Source organism: Vogesella facilis (assembly GCF_042648525.1).
Classification (GTDB): Bacteria; Pseudomonadota; Gammaproteobacteria; order Burkholderiales; family Chromobacteriaceae; genus Vogesella; species Vogesella facilis.
On the sequence record NZ_JBHRXN010000036.1, the window covers coordinates 210,368 to 225,123 of the forward strand.

Consider the following 14,756-nt stretch of genomic DNA (forward strand, 5'->3'; position numbering starts at 1 on the left):
CGTGACAAGAATTATTATCAATAACCCGATTTAATTAGGCCGTACCGGGAAGCGTACCCAGTCGCCGGTGGCGGCCTGCTGGCTATTGTTGCGCAAGCGCGCCACGGCAAAGCGCGGCTGCACCTGCTCGATTTCCAGGTCGCCAATCAACTGCTCCGGCACGCCCAGCACCTGGCCATCCAGCCGTCGCACCTCGGTAGCCGGTCGCGGCTTGTACAGCAGCAGGCGGTCGCGCACCGCCAGGCCGTCCAGCGCGCCAGCCGCCAGGTACACGCGGTCGCCCTCCACTCGCGCCACGCGGGTGGTGAACGGCAGGCACTGCATGGTGTCGCGCAGCTTGTCGGCAATGCCGCCCAGCGTCTGCTCGATCAGCCGGCCATAGTCGGACTGCGCCAGCACCGCGGTATCGAACAGCCGCGCCGAGTCGACATGCACATCACCGCGCGCCTCCTGGCTCAGCACATCGCGCAGCAGCACCCCGCCGCTGATGGCGTCATACAGCCAGTACTCCACCACCAGCCGCCGCTCCACCGGCACCTGCCGCACCGAGAAGCCCAGCAGGCCGGCAAGCGGCCCGGTGTAGTACACCCCCTGCTGCGCCTCGTTGCCATTGCCGAACACCATGGCCCGCGGCTCCTTGCGCGTCACCGCGCTATCGACGATGCGCCCGGCCAGCACGAACTGCACACCTTCCCTGCGGCCAACGTCGCGCACCGCATCGCTGGCCTGCCACGGGTCCTGCACCTTGCCGTCGGGAAACAGCGTCACATTGCCGGCGTCCAGCGCCTGCACGTCACGCTGCCGATTCAGGCGCCGCACCAGCTCGGCGGGAAACCAGCTGGAGATGCTGCCCAGGTCCGCCGCCTGCTGCGGCTGCTCCACGGCGAAATAGGTCGCCACCAGCCGGCGCGCCAGAAAGCGACCGGGCGGCAAGGTGGAACGCTGGCAGGCGGCGGTGGCCTTGTCATTGTTGGCCGCAGCCTCGGCCGGCGTGGCCGGCGGGTCGGTATCGTGCTGCACGGTGACAAACAGCAAGCCGTCGCGCTGGGTTTCGCTGATCACCCGCGTCTTGCCCGGCAGCGACACCGGCCCCAGCATCAGGCTTTCCGCCGCCACCGTGCCGTTGTTCACCTCGCTGCTGCCTTGCAAGCCGCCCTGGTGGGTGATGGCAATCTGCCGCAAGGCGTCCTCGATGGCCGCCTGGCGCGCCGCCACCCGGCCGGCCTCCAGCGACGCCATGCCCTCGGCCTGGTACACCTCGGCCATGGCCAGCGGCCCGGCCAGCAAAACAAACGCCGCCCCGAAGGCGGCGCGTAACAGACTGGATGTTCGCATCATGTCTCAGTGTGCAACGTAGAAGTCTCCACCGTACACGCAGCCGCTGTCCGTGCAGCCAAGCTTGCTGCCATCGCTGGCCGGCATCACGCGGGCCGCGGTGGCCACGTTGCCGGTGGTCGCCAGAGCCGTACGGTAAGCCTTGAAGAAGCCCTCGTCCAGCACCATCTCGGCAATGCTTTCGCTACTGCCGTCCGGCTTGAACTCGGTGGACAGCAGGCGCACGCCGCGCAGATAGGCATCGACATACACGCGGAAGCTGTCGTTGCTGGCCACCAGGTTGCCGACCGAGCTGTTGCCGGACAGCTTGAAGCCCTGCACCTGTTCCGCCACCGCGCGGTAGGCATCCAGTTGCGCCGCGCGCATCGCCAGCAGGCGGCGCTGCACCGGCGACAGGTCCTTGCCGGCCGGCGGCGCGCCGCGGCCAACCACGCGGATGCGCAGCGCGTTGTAGGCTTCTTCCTTGGCAGCCGGCGGCTCGGACAGCGGGCCGACGTAACCACCGCCCATCATCACCCCGCCCGGTGTCATCACCGGCTGGCGTGCGATACCCAGCTGCTCGTGGCTACCCGCCACCGCCGGCGCCTCTTCGACATTGGTTCCCTGCGCCGGTGCGGCAGCCACCACCATCCATTGCTGGCCTTCGGCCTGATTGGCAGGAGGAGTAGCAGCGCAGGCAGTCAGCGCGGTAACGGCCAGCAGGCCGGGCAACAGTCGGGTTAAGTTCATGGAATGGCTCCGCATGCTATCGATATCGTTGTACAGCGTGTCTGCTTTATCGGCCCCGGTTCACAAAGCTTGAGACTATTTGCAAGCAATGCTTCAAGACCGGCAACGGCTGCCGCCCGGCGGAGGCCATGCTAAACTGCCGGCCATTGTCACCGCCCCGGATCGCCGCGCATGAAAAAACTGCTGACCTCGCTGTTGTTGCTGCTGCCGCTGGCAGCCCAGGCCACCCCGACGGTGGAGCTGACCACCAACAAGGGCCCGATCACCATCGAGCTATACCCGGCCAAGGCGCCGAAGACAGTGGAAAACTTCGTTGCCTACGTCAAGGCCGGCCATTACAGCAACACGCTGTTCCACCGCATTATCGACGGTTTCATGATCCAGGGCGGCGGCTTCAGCGTGCAGAACGGCAGCCTGGTGCAGAAGCCGACCCGCGCGCCGGTGATGATCGAGGCCGACAACGGCCTGAAAAACGTGATTGGCAGCATTGCCATGGCGCGTACGCCGAACCCGAACTCGGCCACCTCGCAGTTCTTCATCAACCTGGTGAACAACGAGTTCCTCGACTTCCGCAGCAAGACGCCGGAAGGCTGGGGCTATACCGTATTTGGCAAAGTAAGCGCCGGCATGGATGTGGTGAACCGCATCTCCAAGGTACGCACCGGCTACGTGGACGGCATGCAGGATGTGCCGCTGGAGCCGGTGGTGATTACCAAGGCCACCTATAAACCCTGATAGACCAAGGATTGACCCATGATCAAGCTGACCACCAACCACGGTGACATCGTGCTGGAAATGTTCGCCGACAAGGCCCCGAAAACCGTGGCCAACTTCGAACAGTACGTACTGGACGGCCACTACAACGGCACCATCTTCCATCGCGTGATCAACGGCTTCATGATCCAGGGCGGCGGTTTCACTGCCGACATGGAGCAGAAAGACACCCGCGACACCATCCAGAACGAAGCCAACAACGGTGTGTCCAACAAGACCTACACCATCGCCATGGCCCGCACCCCGGACCCGCACTCCGCCAGCGCGCAGTTCTTCATCAACGTGTCCGACAACGACTTCCTGGACTTCCGCGCCGAGAGCATGCAGGGCTGGGGCTACTGCGTATTCGGCCAGGTCGTAGAAGGCCAGGACGTGGTAGACCGCATCAAGACCGTGGCCACCGGCCGCGCCGGCGGTCACCAGGACGTGCCGCTGACCCCGGTGGTGATCGAGAAGGCCGAGATCATCCAGGGCTGATCCGCGCCCATCCATACCAGGCCGCCATGTGCGGCCTTTTTTGACTGCTGACCATGGCCATCCATTTCATTTCCGACCTGCACCTGCACGACGAAGCCAGCTGGCTCGGCGCGCTGTTCACCCGCACCCTGGCCGACTGGCGCGGCAAGATCGACGCGCTGTACATCCTCGGCGACCTGTTCGAATACTGGGTGGGCGACGACGACCGGCAGCCGTTCAACGACGCCATGCTGGCCGCCATGCGCGATTTCGCCAGCGTCACGCCGCTGTACGTGATGCGCGGCAACCGCGACTTCCTGCTGGGGCCGGGCTTTGCCGCCGCCAGCGGCGCCACCTTGCTGGACGAGCCGCACCTGCTGCGGGTGCATGGCCGCGACTACCTGCTGGTGCATGGCGACGGTGAATGCGCCGACGATGCCGCCTACCAGCAGTTCCGCGCCATGGTGCGCCAGCCGGCATGGCAGGCGGCGTTCCTGCAAAAGCCGCTGGCCGAACGCCATGCCATTGCCCGCCAGATCCGCGGCGTGAGCGAGCACAAGAAGCAGACCCAAGGCATGAACGACATCAGCGATGTCACCCCGGCCGCCATCGAGGCGCTGCTGGCCGCCTACCCGGGCGCCACGCTGATCCACGGCCACACCCACCGCCCGGCGCGCCATGAGCACCGCGTCAACGGCGAGGAGCGCGAACGCTGGGTGATCGCCGACTGGCACGACGGCCACGGCGGCTACCTGCGGCTGGACAGCGTCGGCCTGAGCGCCCACCCGCTGACGCTGCAGCACCACTGAACGTTGGCCGCAACCACGGCAACCAGCAAGGCCCGGCGCTGCCGGGCCTTGTCACGTCTGCCTTGTCATTGCTGAGCCGCCGCAACTCCCCCAGCACGCCAGCCCGAAGCATGCGGCCAACCTTTGCCGCCGTGGCCGGCTAGTGCCCCGCCCCGCCCGCTTTGCCCGCTACTTAAGGGTTTTCCCGCAAGGGGCAGCCCCAACAGACAAGCCTTTTCTCTCCCGTTACAGTCCGGCCCGTGCGCAGTAAAACCCGCTTGCCAATAAGGACAAGCAACGCCGCATCCGACACAACAAGGAGAGAAAAACCATGTGGTCACACGTCTATGACCCGCTGGGCAACCCCTGGCTGTCTACCCTCGCTGCCAGCATTCCCGTCATCGTGCTGCTGGGCGCGCTGGGCATTTTCCACGTCAAGGCACACAAGGCCGCGCTGCTGGGCCTGGCCACCTCGCTGCTGGTGGCGGTAGGCATCTTCGGCATGCCGGCCGACATGGCCGCCAGCGCCACGCTGCTGGGTGCGGCCAACGGTCTGCTGCCGATCGGCTGGATCATCCTCAACGTGATCTTTCTGTACCAGCTCACCGAGCGCAAAGGCCAGTTCGCCATCCTGCGTGAATCGATTTCCAGCATCACCACCGACCGCCGCCTGCAGCTCTTGCTGATCGCCTTCTGCTTCGGCGCCTTCTTCGAAGGTGCCGGCGGCTTCGGCACCCCGGTAGCGGTAACCGGCGCCATGCTGATCGGCCTCGGCTTCTCGCCGCTGGCGGCTTCCGGCCTGTCGCTGATCGCCAACACCGCACCGGTGGCCTATGGCGCACTGGGCACGCCGATCACCACCCTGGCCAAGGTCACCGGGCTGGACGTGCTGCAGATTTCGTCCATGGTTGGCCGCCAGATGACCATCTTCGCCATCATCGTGCCGTTCTGGCTGCTGATCGCCTTCTGCGGCTGGCGCAACACCATGCGCATCTGGCCGGCGGTGCTGGTGGCCGGGCTGTCGTTCGCCATTCCGCAGCTGATCGTGTCCAACACCATGGGGCCGGAACTGGTGGCCGTCATCGCCTCGGTATGCTCGATCACCGTGCTGGTGGCGTTCCTGAAAGTGTGGCACCCGAAGGAGATCTACACCTCCACCGCCGGCACCATGGGTGGCGAAGCGGCCAACGGCGCCAAGGCCATCGTTGCCGACAAGCACCACGGCTACAGCACCGGCGAGGTGATCCGCGCCTGGCTGCCATGGCTGATCCTGTCGGTAGCGGTGTTCGCCTTCGGCTCGCCGGCGATCAAGAAAGTGCTGGACAGCATCTTCACGCTGGAAATCCAGTGGCCCGGCCTGCACAACCTGATCTACAAGATGCCGCCGGTCGTGGCCGAGCCGCATCTGGAAGCCGCCATCTACAAGTTCAACCTGCTGTCCACCACCGGCACCGGCATCCTGGTGGCGGCGCTGATCTCGGCGCTGATCATGGGCTACCGTCCGGGCCAGATGCTGAAGGTGTACAAGGAAACCTTCTGGTCGCTGCGCTTCTCGCTGATCACCATCGTGGCGATGCTGGCACTGGGCTACGTTACCCGCTTCTCCGGCGTGGACATCACCCTCGGCCTGGCGTTCTCGCACACCGGCGTGTTCTACCCGTTCTTCGGCACCCTGCTGGGCTGGCTGGGCGTGGCGCTGACCGGTTCCGACACTGCAGCCAACGTGCTGTTCGGCGGCCTGCAGAAAGCCTCGGCGCAGCAGCTGGGCCTGTCGCCAGTGCTGATGACCGCGGCCAACTCCGCCGGCGGCGTGATGGGCAAGATGATCGACGCGCAGTCCATCGTGGTGGCCTCTACTGCCACCCAGTACTACGGCAAGGAAGGCGTGATCCTGCGCTATGTGTTCTTCCACTCGCTGGCACTGGCCTGCCTGGTGGGTCTGGTGGTGTCGGCGATGGCCTACCTGCCGCCGTTCACCGCGCTGGTGATCCACCCGTAAGCACGCAACCACCAAGCAAAACCCCGGTCCAGGCGACCGGGGTTTTTTGTTGCGGCGGGCGACAACGTTGGCCGCAACGTGGCCGCCGCCGCCGTCGCCGCCCCCTTGCCCGCGGCCAAGCCTTCAAATTTGTCGCGTTTTTACCGATACTGTCGGCATTATTCACCCACTATCAATAACAAGGGGGGCTCCATGTCCATCATCAAGGAATTCCGCGAATTCGCCATGCGCGGCAATGTCATCGATCTGGCGGTCGGTGTGGTAATCGGCGGCGCCTTCGGCGCCATCGTCAAATCCCTGGTCGACGACGTGATCATGCCGCCCATCGGCATGCTGATCGGCAACGTCGACTTCGCCAACCTGTTCTTCGTGCTGAAGGAAGGCGCCAAGGCCGCCGCGCCGTATGCCTCGGTGGCCGCCGCCAAGGAAGCCGGCGCCGTCACCCTCAACATCGGCCTGTTCATCAATGCGCTGGTCAGCTTCACCATCGTGGCGTTTGCCATCTTCATGCTGGTGAAAGTGATCAACCGCCTGAAGCGCGAAGAAACCGTCGCCCCGGCCGAAGTCACCAGCAAGGAGTGCCGCTACTGCCTGTCCAGCATCCCGCTGAAGGCCAGCCGCTGCCCGTGCTGCACCTCGCAGCTGGACTGAGCACCGCCAGCGCCAGCCATGACAAAGGCCGCCCACGGGCGGCCTTGTTGCCGGATGCGGCCAACGTTGGCCGCAGGCGCTTGCCGGCTCAGCTAGCCTGGCTGCCGCCCAGCTGCGACTGCTGGTAATTGGCGAGGCCGGTCAGCTCGATCAGCTTCAGTTGCTGTTCCAGCCAGTGCGCGTGGTCGTTCTCGGTTTCTTCCAGCAGTACCATCAGCCCGTCGCGGGTCACGTAGTCGCGCTCCTTCTCGCACACCGCGATCACCTCCTTCAGCGCCTTGCCGACGCGGTATTCCACATCCAGGTCGTTGCGCAGCATCGACGGCACATCCTCGCCCACCGCAATCGCCACCCGCTTGGCCACATTCGGCTTGCCGCCCAGGAACAGGATGCGGGCGATCAGGCTGCGGGCATGCTCCAGCTCGTCCTCGCGCTCGTGATCGATACGCGCGAACAGCTTCATCAGCCCCCAGTCCTTGTACATCTCGGCATGGATAAAATACTGATCCGCCGCCGACAGTTCTTCTGCCAGCAGTTCGTTAAGCAGATCGATGACCTTGGGATGGCCTTGCATAGCAATTTCCTTATCTTTTTTAGCATGACGACTGTGCCCGGATTCTAGACCAGCGCCGGCAAGATGTCTGTGTCCTTTCGCCGCGCGGCGCCGGCGGACTAGGCCTTTCGGCGGTGGCGCGGCCAGGGTGGAGCCAGTACAATCGGGCGATTCCCCGAGATTAAAGACTGCAGAACTGACGATGACTATCAAATCGGACAAGTGGATTCGCCGCATGGCGGAAGAACAGCGCATGATCGAGCCCTTCGTCTACGATCAGGTGAAGAATGTCGACGGCCAGAAGGTGATTTCCTTCGGCACCTCCAGCTACGGCTACGATATCCGCTGCGCCGACGAATTCAAGGTGTTCACCAATATCAACAGCACCATCGTCGACCCGAAAAATTTTGACCCGGATTCCTTCGTGGAAGTCTCCGGCAAGGGCTACTGCATCATCCCGCCCAACAGCTTCGCGCTGGCGCGCACCGTGGAATACTTCCGCATCCCGCGCTCGGTGCTCACCGTGTGCCTGGGCAAGTCCACCTACGCGCGCTGCGGCATCATCGTCAATGTCACGCCGTTCGAGCCGGAATGGGAAGGCTATGTGACGCTGGAATTCTCCAACACCACGCCGCTGCCGGCCAAGATCTACGCCAACGAAGGCGTGGCACAGGTGCTGTTCTTCGAGTCCGACGAAATCTGCGACGTCTCGTATAAAGACCGCGCCGGTAAATACATGGGCCAGGTCGGCGTGACGCTGCCGCGACCGTAATTACCGACAGCAAGCAAGGAAGCGGCCGCCCGGCCGCTTTTTTTTATTGCCGCGGCGTTTCCCACTCGCATTTTGAACGGCCTGTTCTAGGATGAAAGTCAGAGTCGGCCAGCTTTTTTGCCGGCTTGGGCACAGCAAGCCGTTTCTTCCTGAGCGTTGTGGTTCCCCCTTGCCGCATCGCTCTTTTTTTACACGCAAGCAGATTAAGCAATTCAATTGCATGCAATTTTTATTGCGCTACACTAGCGGCAAATCACCACCAGCTTCGCTCATGACACTCTATCAATACCCACTGCATGGCCTGAACGGCCAAGATATCGATCTGGCCGCCTATCAGGACAAGGTGCTGCTGCTGGTCAACACCGCCAGCGCCTGCGGCTTTACCCCGCAGTACGCCGAGCTGGAACAGCTGCACCGCCAGTTTGCCGACGAGGGCCTGGTCGTGATCGGCTTTCCCTGCAACCAGTTCGGCGCGCAGGAGCCGGGCAGCGCCGCCGAGATCGGCGCCTTCTGCCAGAAGAACTATGGCGTCAGCTTTCTGCTGAGCGAGAAGATCGATGTCAACGGCCCGCAGGCGCACCCGCTGTGGCAATACCTGAAGCAGCAGCAGGCCGGCGTGCTGGGCACCCGCCGCATCAAGTGGAATTTCACCAAGTTCCTGGTCGATCGCCACGGCCGCGTGGTTGGCCGCTACGGCTCGCTCACCACACCGCAGGCGCTGGCCGAGCACATCAAGGCGCTGCTATGAAGCCGCAACTGCAACTGGACAAGCAACTGTGCTTTGCGCTGTATGCCGCCAGCCGCGCGATGACACAGGCCTACCAGCCGCTGCTGGCGCCGCTGGGACTGACCTACCCGCAGTATCTGGCCATGCTGGTGCTGTGGGAAAATGATGACATAAGCATGAAACAGCTGGGCGAACGGCTGCAGCTGGATTCCGGCACCCTCACCCCGCTGCTGAAACGGCTGGAAAGCGCCGGACTGCTGCAACGCCGCCGCAGCAGCAGCGATGAACGCAGCGTGGTCATCCGCCTCACCGCCGCCGGCAAACAACTGGAGGAGCAGGCCGCGACGATTCCGGGCACGCTGTCCTGCCGCTTTGGCGACGTCGGCAGCGAGCGCAGCGCGCAGCTGCGCGACACCCTGCAGCAGCTGACCCGCCTGCTGCAAGGCTGCACGCTGCCATAAACGCCGATGGCGCCCGCAGGCGCCATCTTCTTCATCCTGTAGCTACTTTGCCGCTGGCATCAAATAGATTCGCTGGCCTGCGGGCAGGGGCTGTCAACCAGCAGGCTGGCCATGGTCGCCAGCTCATCCAGATCTTCATCCAGATGCGCCTGCATGTGGCGCAGCGCACCGCGCAAGATGGCACCGGCCAGCAGTGCTTCATCGCACTGGAACACTTCGGCCATGGCACGCAATTCGGCACAGCATTCATGGCATAGCGGCACCGACAACTGCCGTACCGCCGGGGCATGCAGCAGCGGCATCAAGTCCTTGCCATCGGCCCGGTGCGCTTCCAGTTGTTTGACAAAATCGTAGAGAACGTCGGTCATGGCGAGCCTCCTGGTGAGATTGTTCACCACCAGCATGGCACATCAACACAGGAAGCCAAGGCACAATTGGTTATAGCCTGATAACAGGCAATCAGCCCTCGCTGACCTCGCCATCCAGGTAGCGCCAGGCGCCCTGCTCGCGGATAAAGCGGCTGTTTTCCTGCAGGCGGAAGGCCCGGCCACCGAGCTTGTAACGCGCCACGAAGCGCACGGTGCCGGTCTCGTCGCCCGCTTCGCCTGCCTGGCTTTCCAGCAGCTGCAGGCCCAGCCATTTCACGCCGTCGTCGTCCGCCAGATCCAGCGTGGTCGGGCGCGTGCTGCTGGCCCAGCTTTGCAGCAGGTAGGCCTCGTCACGCCGCACGTAGGCGCTGTAGCGCGAGCGCATCAGCTGTGCCGCGGTGGCCGGCAAGGCGCCATGATGAAAGCGGCCGCAGCATTGGGCATAGGCCAAAGGTTGGCCGCAAGGACAGGGATCTGCAACCACGGTCGAGCTGGATTTTTTCATTTGCCGACCTGCAATGGCGGCAAGCCGTATACCTTGAACATGAACTGGGTGAATGCCGGATTCAGCGGTTTGCTCTGCAGCCCGGGCCAGCGGCGCTGCCAGTATTTCAGCCGCTCTTCCATCTGCTTGCGGGCCGCGTCGTTATCGAGCTTGCCGGCATCACGCAGCTGCGCAATCTGGTAGTAGAGGCGGTAGACATCGTCATCGACCTGGTTGCGCCCGGCCAGCTTTATCCGCATCTCGCCCAGTTTTTCCGCCGCTTCCACCCGTGTCAGCTCGCCGTTGCCGACCTTGCCCGCCAGGCGGTTGGCCTCGTTCAGCAAGGCATCCGCCGCATTGGCAGAGCGCGTTTGCGGGGTAGGCGACGAGGAAGGGAAGGAGAACTGCGGCAGATTGGCGCACGCGGTCAGCGCGCCAAGCAAAACGGCCATGAATAGTCTGTTCATGGCCGTTATTGTAGCGCGCTTTCGCCGTTTGTCAGGCCAGATGCTCGAACAGCGGCGTGGACAGATAGCGCTCGCCGAACGACGGAATCACCACCACGATCAGTTTGCCGGCGTTTTCCGGACGCTTGGCCAGCTCAAGCGCCGCCCAGACGGCAGCGCCGGACGAGATGCCGGTGAGGATGCCTTCCTCTGCCGCCATGGCGCGGGCGGTGGTGAAGGCGTCGTCATTCTTTACGCGGATGATTTCGTCGTAGATGGCGGTATTCAGGATCGGCGGCACGAAACCGGCGCCAATACCCTGGATCGGGTGCGGGCCTTTCGGGCCACCGGACAACACCGGCGAGGCATCCGGCTCCACCGCCACGATCTGCACGCCCGGCTTGCGTGCCTTCAGCACTTCGCCCACCCCGGTGATGGTGCCGCCGGTGCCGACGCCAGCCACGAAAATATCCACCTGGCCGTCGGTGTCGTTCCACACCTCCTCGGCGGTGGTGCGGCGATGGATCTCCGGGTTGGCCGGGTTCTCGAACTGCTGCGGCATGAAGTGGGTGTCCGGGTTGGCCTCCACGATTTCCTTGGCCTTGGCGATGGCGCCACCCATGCCGTCCGGCCCCGGGGTCAGCACCAGCTCGGCACCGTAGGCGCGCAGCAGCTGGCGACGTTCGCGGCTCATGGTTTCCGGCATGGTGATCACCAGCTTGTAGCCACGCGCCGCACACACCATCGCCAGACCGATGCCGGTGTTGCCGGAGGTCGGCTCCACGATCACCGTATCCGCGCCAATCTTGCCGGCGGCTTCGGCGGCATCGATCATCGATACCGCGATACGGTCTTTCACACTGTGCGCCGGGTTGTAAAACTCCAGCTTGGCAACCACGGTGGCGCCCACGCCGGCGGTGACGCGGTTCAGGCGGACCAGCGGGGTATTGCCGATCAGATCAGTTACGGTAGCGGCGATGCGCATGAGCATATTCTCCAATCCTGTTAACGGCCAATCCGTTATTCTCGATAATTCTAAACAGCCAAGACACGCTTAGCTAATACCGATTGCTGCTATGTTTTTTCCGAATGCCCGGCTTTAGCTGATGCCGGGCATCACCCGGCAGCCGGCCTGCCACACCGCGTCGTCGTACGCCACCAGCACGATGCGCTGCAGGCTGTGCTCGGGAGCCTCCGTCAGCCAGTCGCTGATCTGCTGCCAGGCGATATGCATCGCCGATAACGCCGGATAGCCATACACGCCGCAGCTGATGGCCGGAAACGCAATGCTGCGCACCGCATGCTCCGCCGCCAGCTGCAGGCAGTTACGGTAGCAATTGGCGAGCAGGGTCTCCTCCCCCTCGTCGCCGCCACGCCACACCGGCCCCACGGTATGGAACACGTAGCGGCACGGCAGGCGAAAGCCCGGCGTCAGCCGCACCTCGCCGGTGGGGCAATGGCCGATATGCATGCAGGCCTGCAACAGCTCCGGCCCGGCGGCACGATGGATGGCGCCATCCACTCCACCGCCGCCACGCAGGCCATTGTTGGCCGCATTAACGATGGCATCCACCTCCAGGCGGGTAATGTCGCCGCGCCACAACTCGATGGTGACGCCGTGCTTGCGTGTCAGCATGCCTGCCTCCTGGCGGCCAACCTTAGCCGCAACATCTGTTCCGCCGCCTGCGCCAGCCACGCCGCCGCGTGCTGCATGGCCTGCGCCAGGCTGGCCGGCTGCGGGCACAGCGAGAAGCAGCCGTCGAAACTCGCCGCCAGCGCCGGGTTGTCCTCCACCGCACCGGACAGCAAGCTGACCGGCACCCCCGCGCTGCGCGCCAGCTGCGCCACCAGCGCCGGCGCCTTGCCGTGCAGGGTCTGGCTATCGCTGCGGCCCTCGCCGGTAATCACCCAGTCGGCGGCGGCAATGCGCGCTGCCAGTCCATTGGCCGCTGCCACTGCCGTGGCGCCGGACAGCTGCCGCGCGCCCAGCCACTGCAGCGCGAACCCCATGCCGCCGGCTGCACCACCGCCGGCGACATCCAGCGCCAGGCCCGGCCGCTGCCGCAGCAGTGCCGTGGCCAGCGTCTGCAGCGCGGTATCGAACTGCGGCAGCTGCGCGGCGGTCAGCCCCTTCTGCGGACCGAACACCGCGCTGGCGCCCTGCGGGCCGCACAGCGGGTTGCTGACATCCGACCACACTTCCAGCGCCAGCGTGGCAAGACGCGGGTCGAGCCCGCTTTCATCAAAGTAGACCGCTTGCGGCCAACTTGCCGGCAAAGGCGGCAACTCGCTGCCATCCGCCGCCAGCCAGCGCCCACCCAGCGCCGCCAGCAGGCCGGCGCCGCCATCGTTGGTGCTGGAGCCGCCGAGGGCAATCGCCACGCGGCGGCAGCCGGCATCCAGCAGCAGGTGCAGCAGCTCGCCCACGCCACCGCTGTGGCGCTCGGCCAGCGTGCTGCGGCCAACGTCCGGCAGGCCCACCACCTGCGCCACCTCCAGCACCGCCAGCGCGTCGCCCTGTAGCCACTGCACCTGGCGTGGCCGAGCTTCGGCATCGCTCACCAGCGCCGAGCGCAGGCTGCCGACGCCGGCACTGGCCAGCGCCTGCAAAGTGCCTTCACCGCCATCGGCCATCGGGCAGATGTCCAGCACGATGTCCGGCAGCACACGGCGCAGGCCGCTGGCCACCGCGGCGGCAACCTCTGGCGCCGCCAGACTGCCCTTGAATGAATCCGGTGCCAGAACACACCTCATGCGCCCTCCTCCGGCCAGCGCAAGGTTGGCCGCAAAAAACAAAAGCCCCGCCAATGCGGGGCTACAGTGTAAGGCGCAACCGGGGTCAGCGCTTGCCGAAATGATACGGGGATTGCGCGTAGTACGGGTTCAGCGGGTGCCAGCCGGACAGCGACTTGCCACCGGACGCCAGCCGGGTACGCACCGCACCGGCAAAGAACGCCAGCGCGCCGCCCAGCAGCGGCAGGATGAAGAAATACAGCAGCACCAGGGCCAACAGGGTTTGCATGATCTGCTCCTTGAATAATGTGTATACATTATCCGTCATCACAGCACGGCTGACGTTCAGAAACAGGACATTGGTTTTGTGCGGTGCGACATAAAACAGCAAACCTCGATCCGCAGACAAACAAAAAGCCGCCCGAAGGCGGCTTTTCGCGATGGTCGTCCAGTCTGCGATTAGGCAGCGGAAACAACCACGATCTTCACGGCGGAAACCACGTCGTGATGCAGAGCGATTTCCAGATCGTATTCACCGATAGCCTTCAGCGGGCCGTTCGGCAGACGAACTTCGAAACGCTTCACTTCAACGCCGGCAGCGGTAATGGCTTCGGCGATGTCAACGTTGGTTACGGAACCGAACAGACGGCCGTCAACGCCGGCTTTCTGTGCGATGGTGAAGGAAGCGTCGGCCAGTTTTTCAGCGCGAACCTTCGCGTCGGCCAGAATGGCAGCCTGTTTGGCTTCCAGTTCGGCACGGCGAGCTTCGAACTCTTTCAGGTTGGCTTCGGTAGCACGCTTGGCTTTACCGGTCGGGATCAGGAAGTTACGGGCGTAGCCGTTCTTCACTTTAACAACGTCACCCAGAATGCCCAGGTTGGCTACTTGTTCGAGCAGAATGATTTGCATCTTGTCGTATCCTTATCCCGTGATTAGTGCTGGTCGGTGTACGGCAGGAAGGCCAGGAAGCGCGCGCGCTTGATGGCTTCGGACAGCTGACGCTGGTAGCCAGTCTTGGTGCCGGTGATACGAGCCGGGATGATTTTGCCGTTTTCGGCGATGAAGTCTTTCAGGAGATCAACGGATTTGTAGTCGATTTCCTTGATACCTTCTGCCGTGAAGCGGCAGAACTTCTTGCGCTTGAAGAGTTGACGAGCCATTTGATTAACCTTTTACAAATTCAACGTATTCGATGTGTAGAACCAACCGCGGATTACGCAGACTGCGCTGACCCAGGAAACCGCTGCAATGCACCGTGTTGCCTGCCAGCCGGCCAGCAAACTTCTTGGCCCCTTCCCCCAGCAACACGGCCTGTATTTCACAGACCACATCGCGTTCCAGGTTGGCGGCGCTTTGCCGGGACTGGTGTCTGAGCCACATTTCCAGCACCGGCAAGCCGGCGGGGGTGTATCTCAGACTGTCTTCGCGTTCGACCGTAGCGGTCAGTTCAAGTCGGTTCTGCAAGGATGCAGTAACGCCC

General features: G+C 63.9%; 21 protein-coding genes. 8 read left to right on the top strand and 13 right to left on the bottom strand.

Translation table 11 applies throughout. The annotated features are described in order from the left end of the window. Positions 1-30: 30 nt before the first annotated feature. Both ACFOLG_RS16340 and ACFOLG_RS16345 read right to left on the bottom strand, forming a co-directional pair. Positions 31-1,338, bottom strand: a complete 1,308-nt coding sequence (locus tag ACFOLG_RS16340; protein WP_386093827.1) for a flagellar assembly protein T N-terminal domain-containing protein — start codon at positions 1,336-1,338, stop codon at positions 31-33. Positions 1,339-1,341: 3 nt separating this feature from the next. Beyond that, positions 1,342-2,064 carry an LPP20 family lipoprotein gene (locus tag ACFOLG_RS16345; RefSeq protein WP_386093830.1) on the bottom strand — a complete coding sequence of 241 codons (723 nt, stop codon included), beginning with the start codon at positions 2,062-2,064 and terminating at the stop codon, positions 1,342-1,344. Positions 2,065-2,235: 171 nt separating this feature from the next. Between ACFOLG_RS16345 and ACFOLG_RS16350 the strand changes: the two genes are divergently transcribed. The 5 genes from ACFOLG_RS16350 to mscL all read left to right on the top strand — a co-directional run bounded on the left by ACFOLG_RS16350 (position 2,236) and on the right by mscL (position 6,732). Next, positions 2,236-2,799, top strand: coding sequence for a peptidylprolyl isomerase (locus ACFOLG_RS16350; protein ID WP_386093833.1), 564 nt, complete (start codon positions 2,236-2,238; stop codon positions 2,797-2,799). An 18-nt stretch (positions 2,800-2,817) separates the two neighbouring features. Further along, positions 2,818-3,315: a peptidylprolyl isomerase gene (locus ACFOLG_RS16355; protein WP_386093836.1), complete on the top strand. Its 498-nt coding sequence runs from the start codon at positions 2,818-2,820 to the stop codon at positions 3,313-3,315. Positions 3,316-3,368: 53 nt separating this feature from the next. After that, positions 3,369-4,103, top strand: a complete 735-nt coding sequence (locus tag ACFOLG_RS16360; RefSeq protein ID WP_386093839.1) for a UDP-2,3-diacylglucosamine diphosphatase — start codon at positions 3,369-3,371, stop codon at positions 4,101-4,103. 310 nt (positions 4,104-4,413) lie between these two features. Continuing rightward, on the top strand, positions 4,414-6,081 hold the full coding sequence (locus tag ACFOLG_RS16365) for an L-lactate permease (protein WP_386093842.1): 1,668 nt from the start codon (positions 4,414-4,416) through the stop codon (positions 6,079-6,081). Between the two features lie 192 nt (positions 6,082-6,273). Then, on the top strand, positions 6,274-6,732 hold the full coding sequence (gene mscL, locus ACFOLG_RS16370; protein WP_386093845.1) for a large conductance mechanosensitive channel protein MscL: 459 nt from the start codon (positions 6,274-6,276) through the stop codon (positions 6,730-6,732). An 88-nt stretch (positions 6,733-6,820) separates the two neighbouring features. Here the strand turns inward: mscL and bfr are convergent, their stop codons facing one another. Then, positions 6,821-7,306 (bottom strand): bacterioferritin, encoded by a 486-nt coding sequence (gene bfr, locus ACFOLG_RS16375; RefSeq protein ID WP_386093848.1) that lies wholly within the window; start codon positions 7,304-7,306, stop codon positions 6,821-6,823. Positions 7,307-7,487: 181 nt separating this feature from the next. Here bfr and dcd point away from each other — a divergent pair, with 181 nt between their 5' ends. From dcd to ACFOLG_RS16390, 3 genes are all read left to right on the top strand, one after another. Next, positions 7,488-8,057 carry a dCTP deaminase gene (gene dcd / locus ACFOLG_RS16380; protein WP_349583067.1) on the top strand — a complete coding sequence of 190 codons (570 nt, stop codon included), beginning with the start codon at positions 7,488-7,490 and terminating at the stop codon, positions 8,055-8,057. 271 nt (positions 8,058-8,328) lie between these two features. Next, complete coding sequence (locus tag ACFOLG_RS16385; protein WP_386093853.1) at positions 8,329-8,805, top strand: glutathione peroxidase; 477 nt, start codon at positions 8,329-8,331, stop codon at positions 8,803-8,805. Beyond that, positions 8,802-9,245: a MarR family winged helix-turn-helix transcriptional regulator gene (locus ACFOLG_RS16390; RefSeq protein WP_386093856.1), complete on the top strand. Its 444-nt coding sequence runs from the start codon at positions 8,802-8,804 to the stop codon at positions 9,243-9,245. The genes ACFOLG_RS16385 and ACFOLG_RS16390 overlap by 4 nt, the downstream gene beginning before the upstream one ends. A gap of 59 nt (positions 9,246-9,304) precedes the next feature. Here the strand turns inward: ACFOLG_RS16390 and ACFOLG_RS16395 are convergent, their stop codons facing one another. From ACFOLG_RS16395 to priB, 10 genes are all read right to left on the bottom strand, one after another. Further along, positions 9,305-9,649, bottom strand: coding sequence for a hypothetical protein (locus ACFOLG_RS16395; RefSeq protein ID WP_386093859.1), 345 nt, complete (start codon positions 9,647-9,649; stop codon positions 9,305-9,307). Positions 9,650-9,704: 55 nt separating this feature from the next. Beyond that, the gene (locus ACFOLG_RS16400; protein ID WP_386093862.1) at positions 9,705-10,118 is read right to left on the bottom strand and encodes a YchJ family protein; all 414 of its coding nucleotides are present in this window, start codon (positions 10,116-10,118) and stop codon (positions 9,705-9,707) included. Next, entirely contained in the window at positions 10,115-10,549 is a 435-nt protein-coding gene (locus ACFOLG_RS16405; protein ID WP_386093865.1) for a hypothetical protein, read from the bottom strand. Before ACFOLG_RS16405 ends, ACFOLG_RS16400 begins: the two co-directional genes overlap by 4 nt. 46 nt (positions 10,550-10,595) lie before the next feature. Beyond that, a complete protein-coding gene (gene cysK / locus ACFOLG_RS16410; RefSeq protein WP_386093868.1) occupies positions 10,596-11,528 on the bottom strand; it encodes a cysteine synthase A in 933 nt (310 codons plus the stop codon). 114 nt (positions 11,529-11,642) lie between these two features. Continuing rightward, positions 11,643-12,179, bottom strand: coding sequence for an O-acetyl-ADP-ribose deacetylase (locus tag ACFOLG_RS16415; protein ID WP_386093871.1), 537 nt, complete (start codon positions 12,177-12,179; stop codon positions 11,643-11,645). Continuing rightward, positions 12,173-13,297, bottom strand: a complete 1,125-nt coding sequence (locus tag ACFOLG_RS16420; RefSeq protein ID WP_386093874.1) for a glycerate kinase — start codon at positions 13,295-13,297, stop codon at positions 12,173-12,175. The genes ACFOLG_RS16415 and ACFOLG_RS16420 overlap by 7 nt, the downstream gene beginning before the upstream one ends. 85 nt (positions 13,298-13,382) lie before the next feature. After that, on the bottom strand, positions 13,383-13,565 hold the full coding sequence (locus tag ACFOLG_RS16425) for a hypothetical protein (RefSeq protein ID WP_386093877.1): 183 nt from the start codon (positions 13,563-13,565) through the stop codon (positions 13,383-13,385). Between the two features lie 170 nt (positions 13,566-13,735). Then, positions 13,736-14,185 (bottom strand): 50S ribosomal protein L9, encoded by a 450-nt coding sequence (gene rplI, locus ACFOLG_RS16430; protein WP_386093880.1) that lies wholly within the window; start codon positions 14,183-14,185, stop codon positions 13,736-13,738. 23 nt (positions 14,186-14,208) lie between these two features. Further along, positions 14,209-14,436: a 30S ribosomal protein S18 gene (gene rpsR, locus ACFOLG_RS16435; protein ID WP_088966962.1), complete on the bottom strand. Its 228-nt coding sequence runs from the start codon at positions 14,434-14,436 to the stop codon at positions 14,209-14,211. 4 nt (positions 14,437-14,440) lie between these two features. Then, positions 14,441-14,740 (bottom strand): primosomal replication protein N, encoded by a 300-nt coding sequence (gene priB, locus ACFOLG_RS16440; protein WP_386093883.1) that lies wholly within the window; start codon positions 14,738-14,740, stop codon positions 14,441-14,443. Positions 14,741-14,756: the final 16 nt, after the last annotated feature.

Excerpts from the sequence above, each read along its gene's own strand:
- cysK (WP_386093868.1), bottom strand. The coding sequence starts at position 11,528 with ATGCGCATCGCCGCTACCGTAACTGATCTGATCGGCAATACCCCGCTG.
- ACFOLG_RS16345 (WP_386093830.1), bottom strand. The coding sequence starts at position 2,064 with ATGAACTTAACCCGACTGTTGCCCGGCCTGCTGGCCGTTACCGCGCTG.
- ACFOLG_RS16400 (WP_386093862.1), bottom strand. The coding sequence starts at position 10,118 with ATGAAAAAATCCAGCTCGACCGTGGTTGCAGATCCCTGTCCTTGCGGC.
- ACFOLG_RS16355 (WP_386093836.1), top strand. The coding sequence starts at position 2,818 with ATGATCAAGCTGACCACCAACCACGGTGACATCGTGCTGGAAATGTTC.
- ACFOLG_RS16340 (WP_386093827.1), bottom strand. The coding sequence starts at position 1,338 with ATGATGCGAACATCCAGTCTGTTACGCGCCGCCTTCGGGGCGGCGTTT.
- mscL (WP_386093845.1), top strand. The coding sequence starts at position 6,274 with ATGTCCATCATCAAGGAATTCCGCGAATTCGCCATGCGCGGCAATGTC.
- ACFOLG_RS16350 (WP_386093833.1), top strand. The coding sequence starts at position 2,236 with ATGAAAAAACTGCTGACCTCGCTGTTGTTGCTGCTGCCGCTGGCAGCC.
- ACFOLG_RS16405 (WP_386093865.1), bottom strand. The coding sequence starts at position 10,549 with ATGGCCGTTTTGCTTGGCGCGCTGACCGCGTGCGCCAATCTGCCGCAG.
- ACFOLG_RS16420 (WP_386093874.1), bottom strand. The coding sequence starts at position 13,297 with ATGAGGTGTGTTCTGGCACCGGATTCATTCAAGGGCAGTCTGGCGGCG.
- rpsR (WP_088966962.1), bottom strand. The coding sequence starts at position 14,436 with ATGGCTCGTCAACTCTTCAAGCGCAAGAAGTTCTGCCGCTTCACGGCA.
- rplI (WP_386093880.1), bottom strand. The coding sequence starts at position 14,185 with ATGCAAATCATTCTGCTCGAACAAGTAGCCAACCTGGGCATTCTGGGT.
- ACFOLG_RS16395 (WP_386093859.1), bottom strand. The coding sequence starts at position 9,649 with ATGCTGGTGGTGAACAATCTCACCAGGAGGCTCGCCATGACCGACGTT.
- ACFOLG_RS16365 (WP_386093842.1), top strand. The coding sequence starts at position 4,414 with ATGTGGTCACACGTCTATGACCCGCTGGGCAACCCCTGGCTGTCTACC.
- ACFOLG_RS16425 (WP_386093877.1), bottom strand. The coding sequence starts at position 13,565 with ATGCAAACCCTGTTGGCCCTGGTGCTGCTGTATTTCTTCATCCTGCCG.
- ACFOLG_RS16385 (WP_386093853.1), top strand. The coding sequence starts at position 8,329 with ATGACACTCTATCAATACCCACTGCATGGCCTGAACGGCCAAGATATC.
- dcd (WP_349583067.1), top strand. The coding sequence starts at position 7,488 with ATGACTATCAAATCGGACAAGTGGATTCGCCGCATGGCGGAAGAACAG.
- ACFOLG_RS16415 (WP_386093871.1), bottom strand. The coding sequence starts at position 12,179 with ATGCTGACACGCAAGCACGGCGTCACCATCGAGTTGTGGCGCGGCGAC.
- ACFOLG_RS16360 (WP_386093839.1), top strand. The coding sequence starts at position 3,369 with ATGGCCATCCATTTCATTTCCGACCTGCACCTGCACGACGAAGCCAGC.
- bfr (WP_386093848.1), bottom strand. The coding sequence starts at position 7,306 with ATGCAAGGCCATCCCAAGGTCATCGATCTGCTTAACGAACTGCTGGCA.
- ACFOLG_RS16390 (WP_386093856.1), top strand. The coding sequence starts at position 8,802 with ATGAAGCCGCAACTGCAACTGGACAAGCAACTGTGCTTTGCGCTGTAT.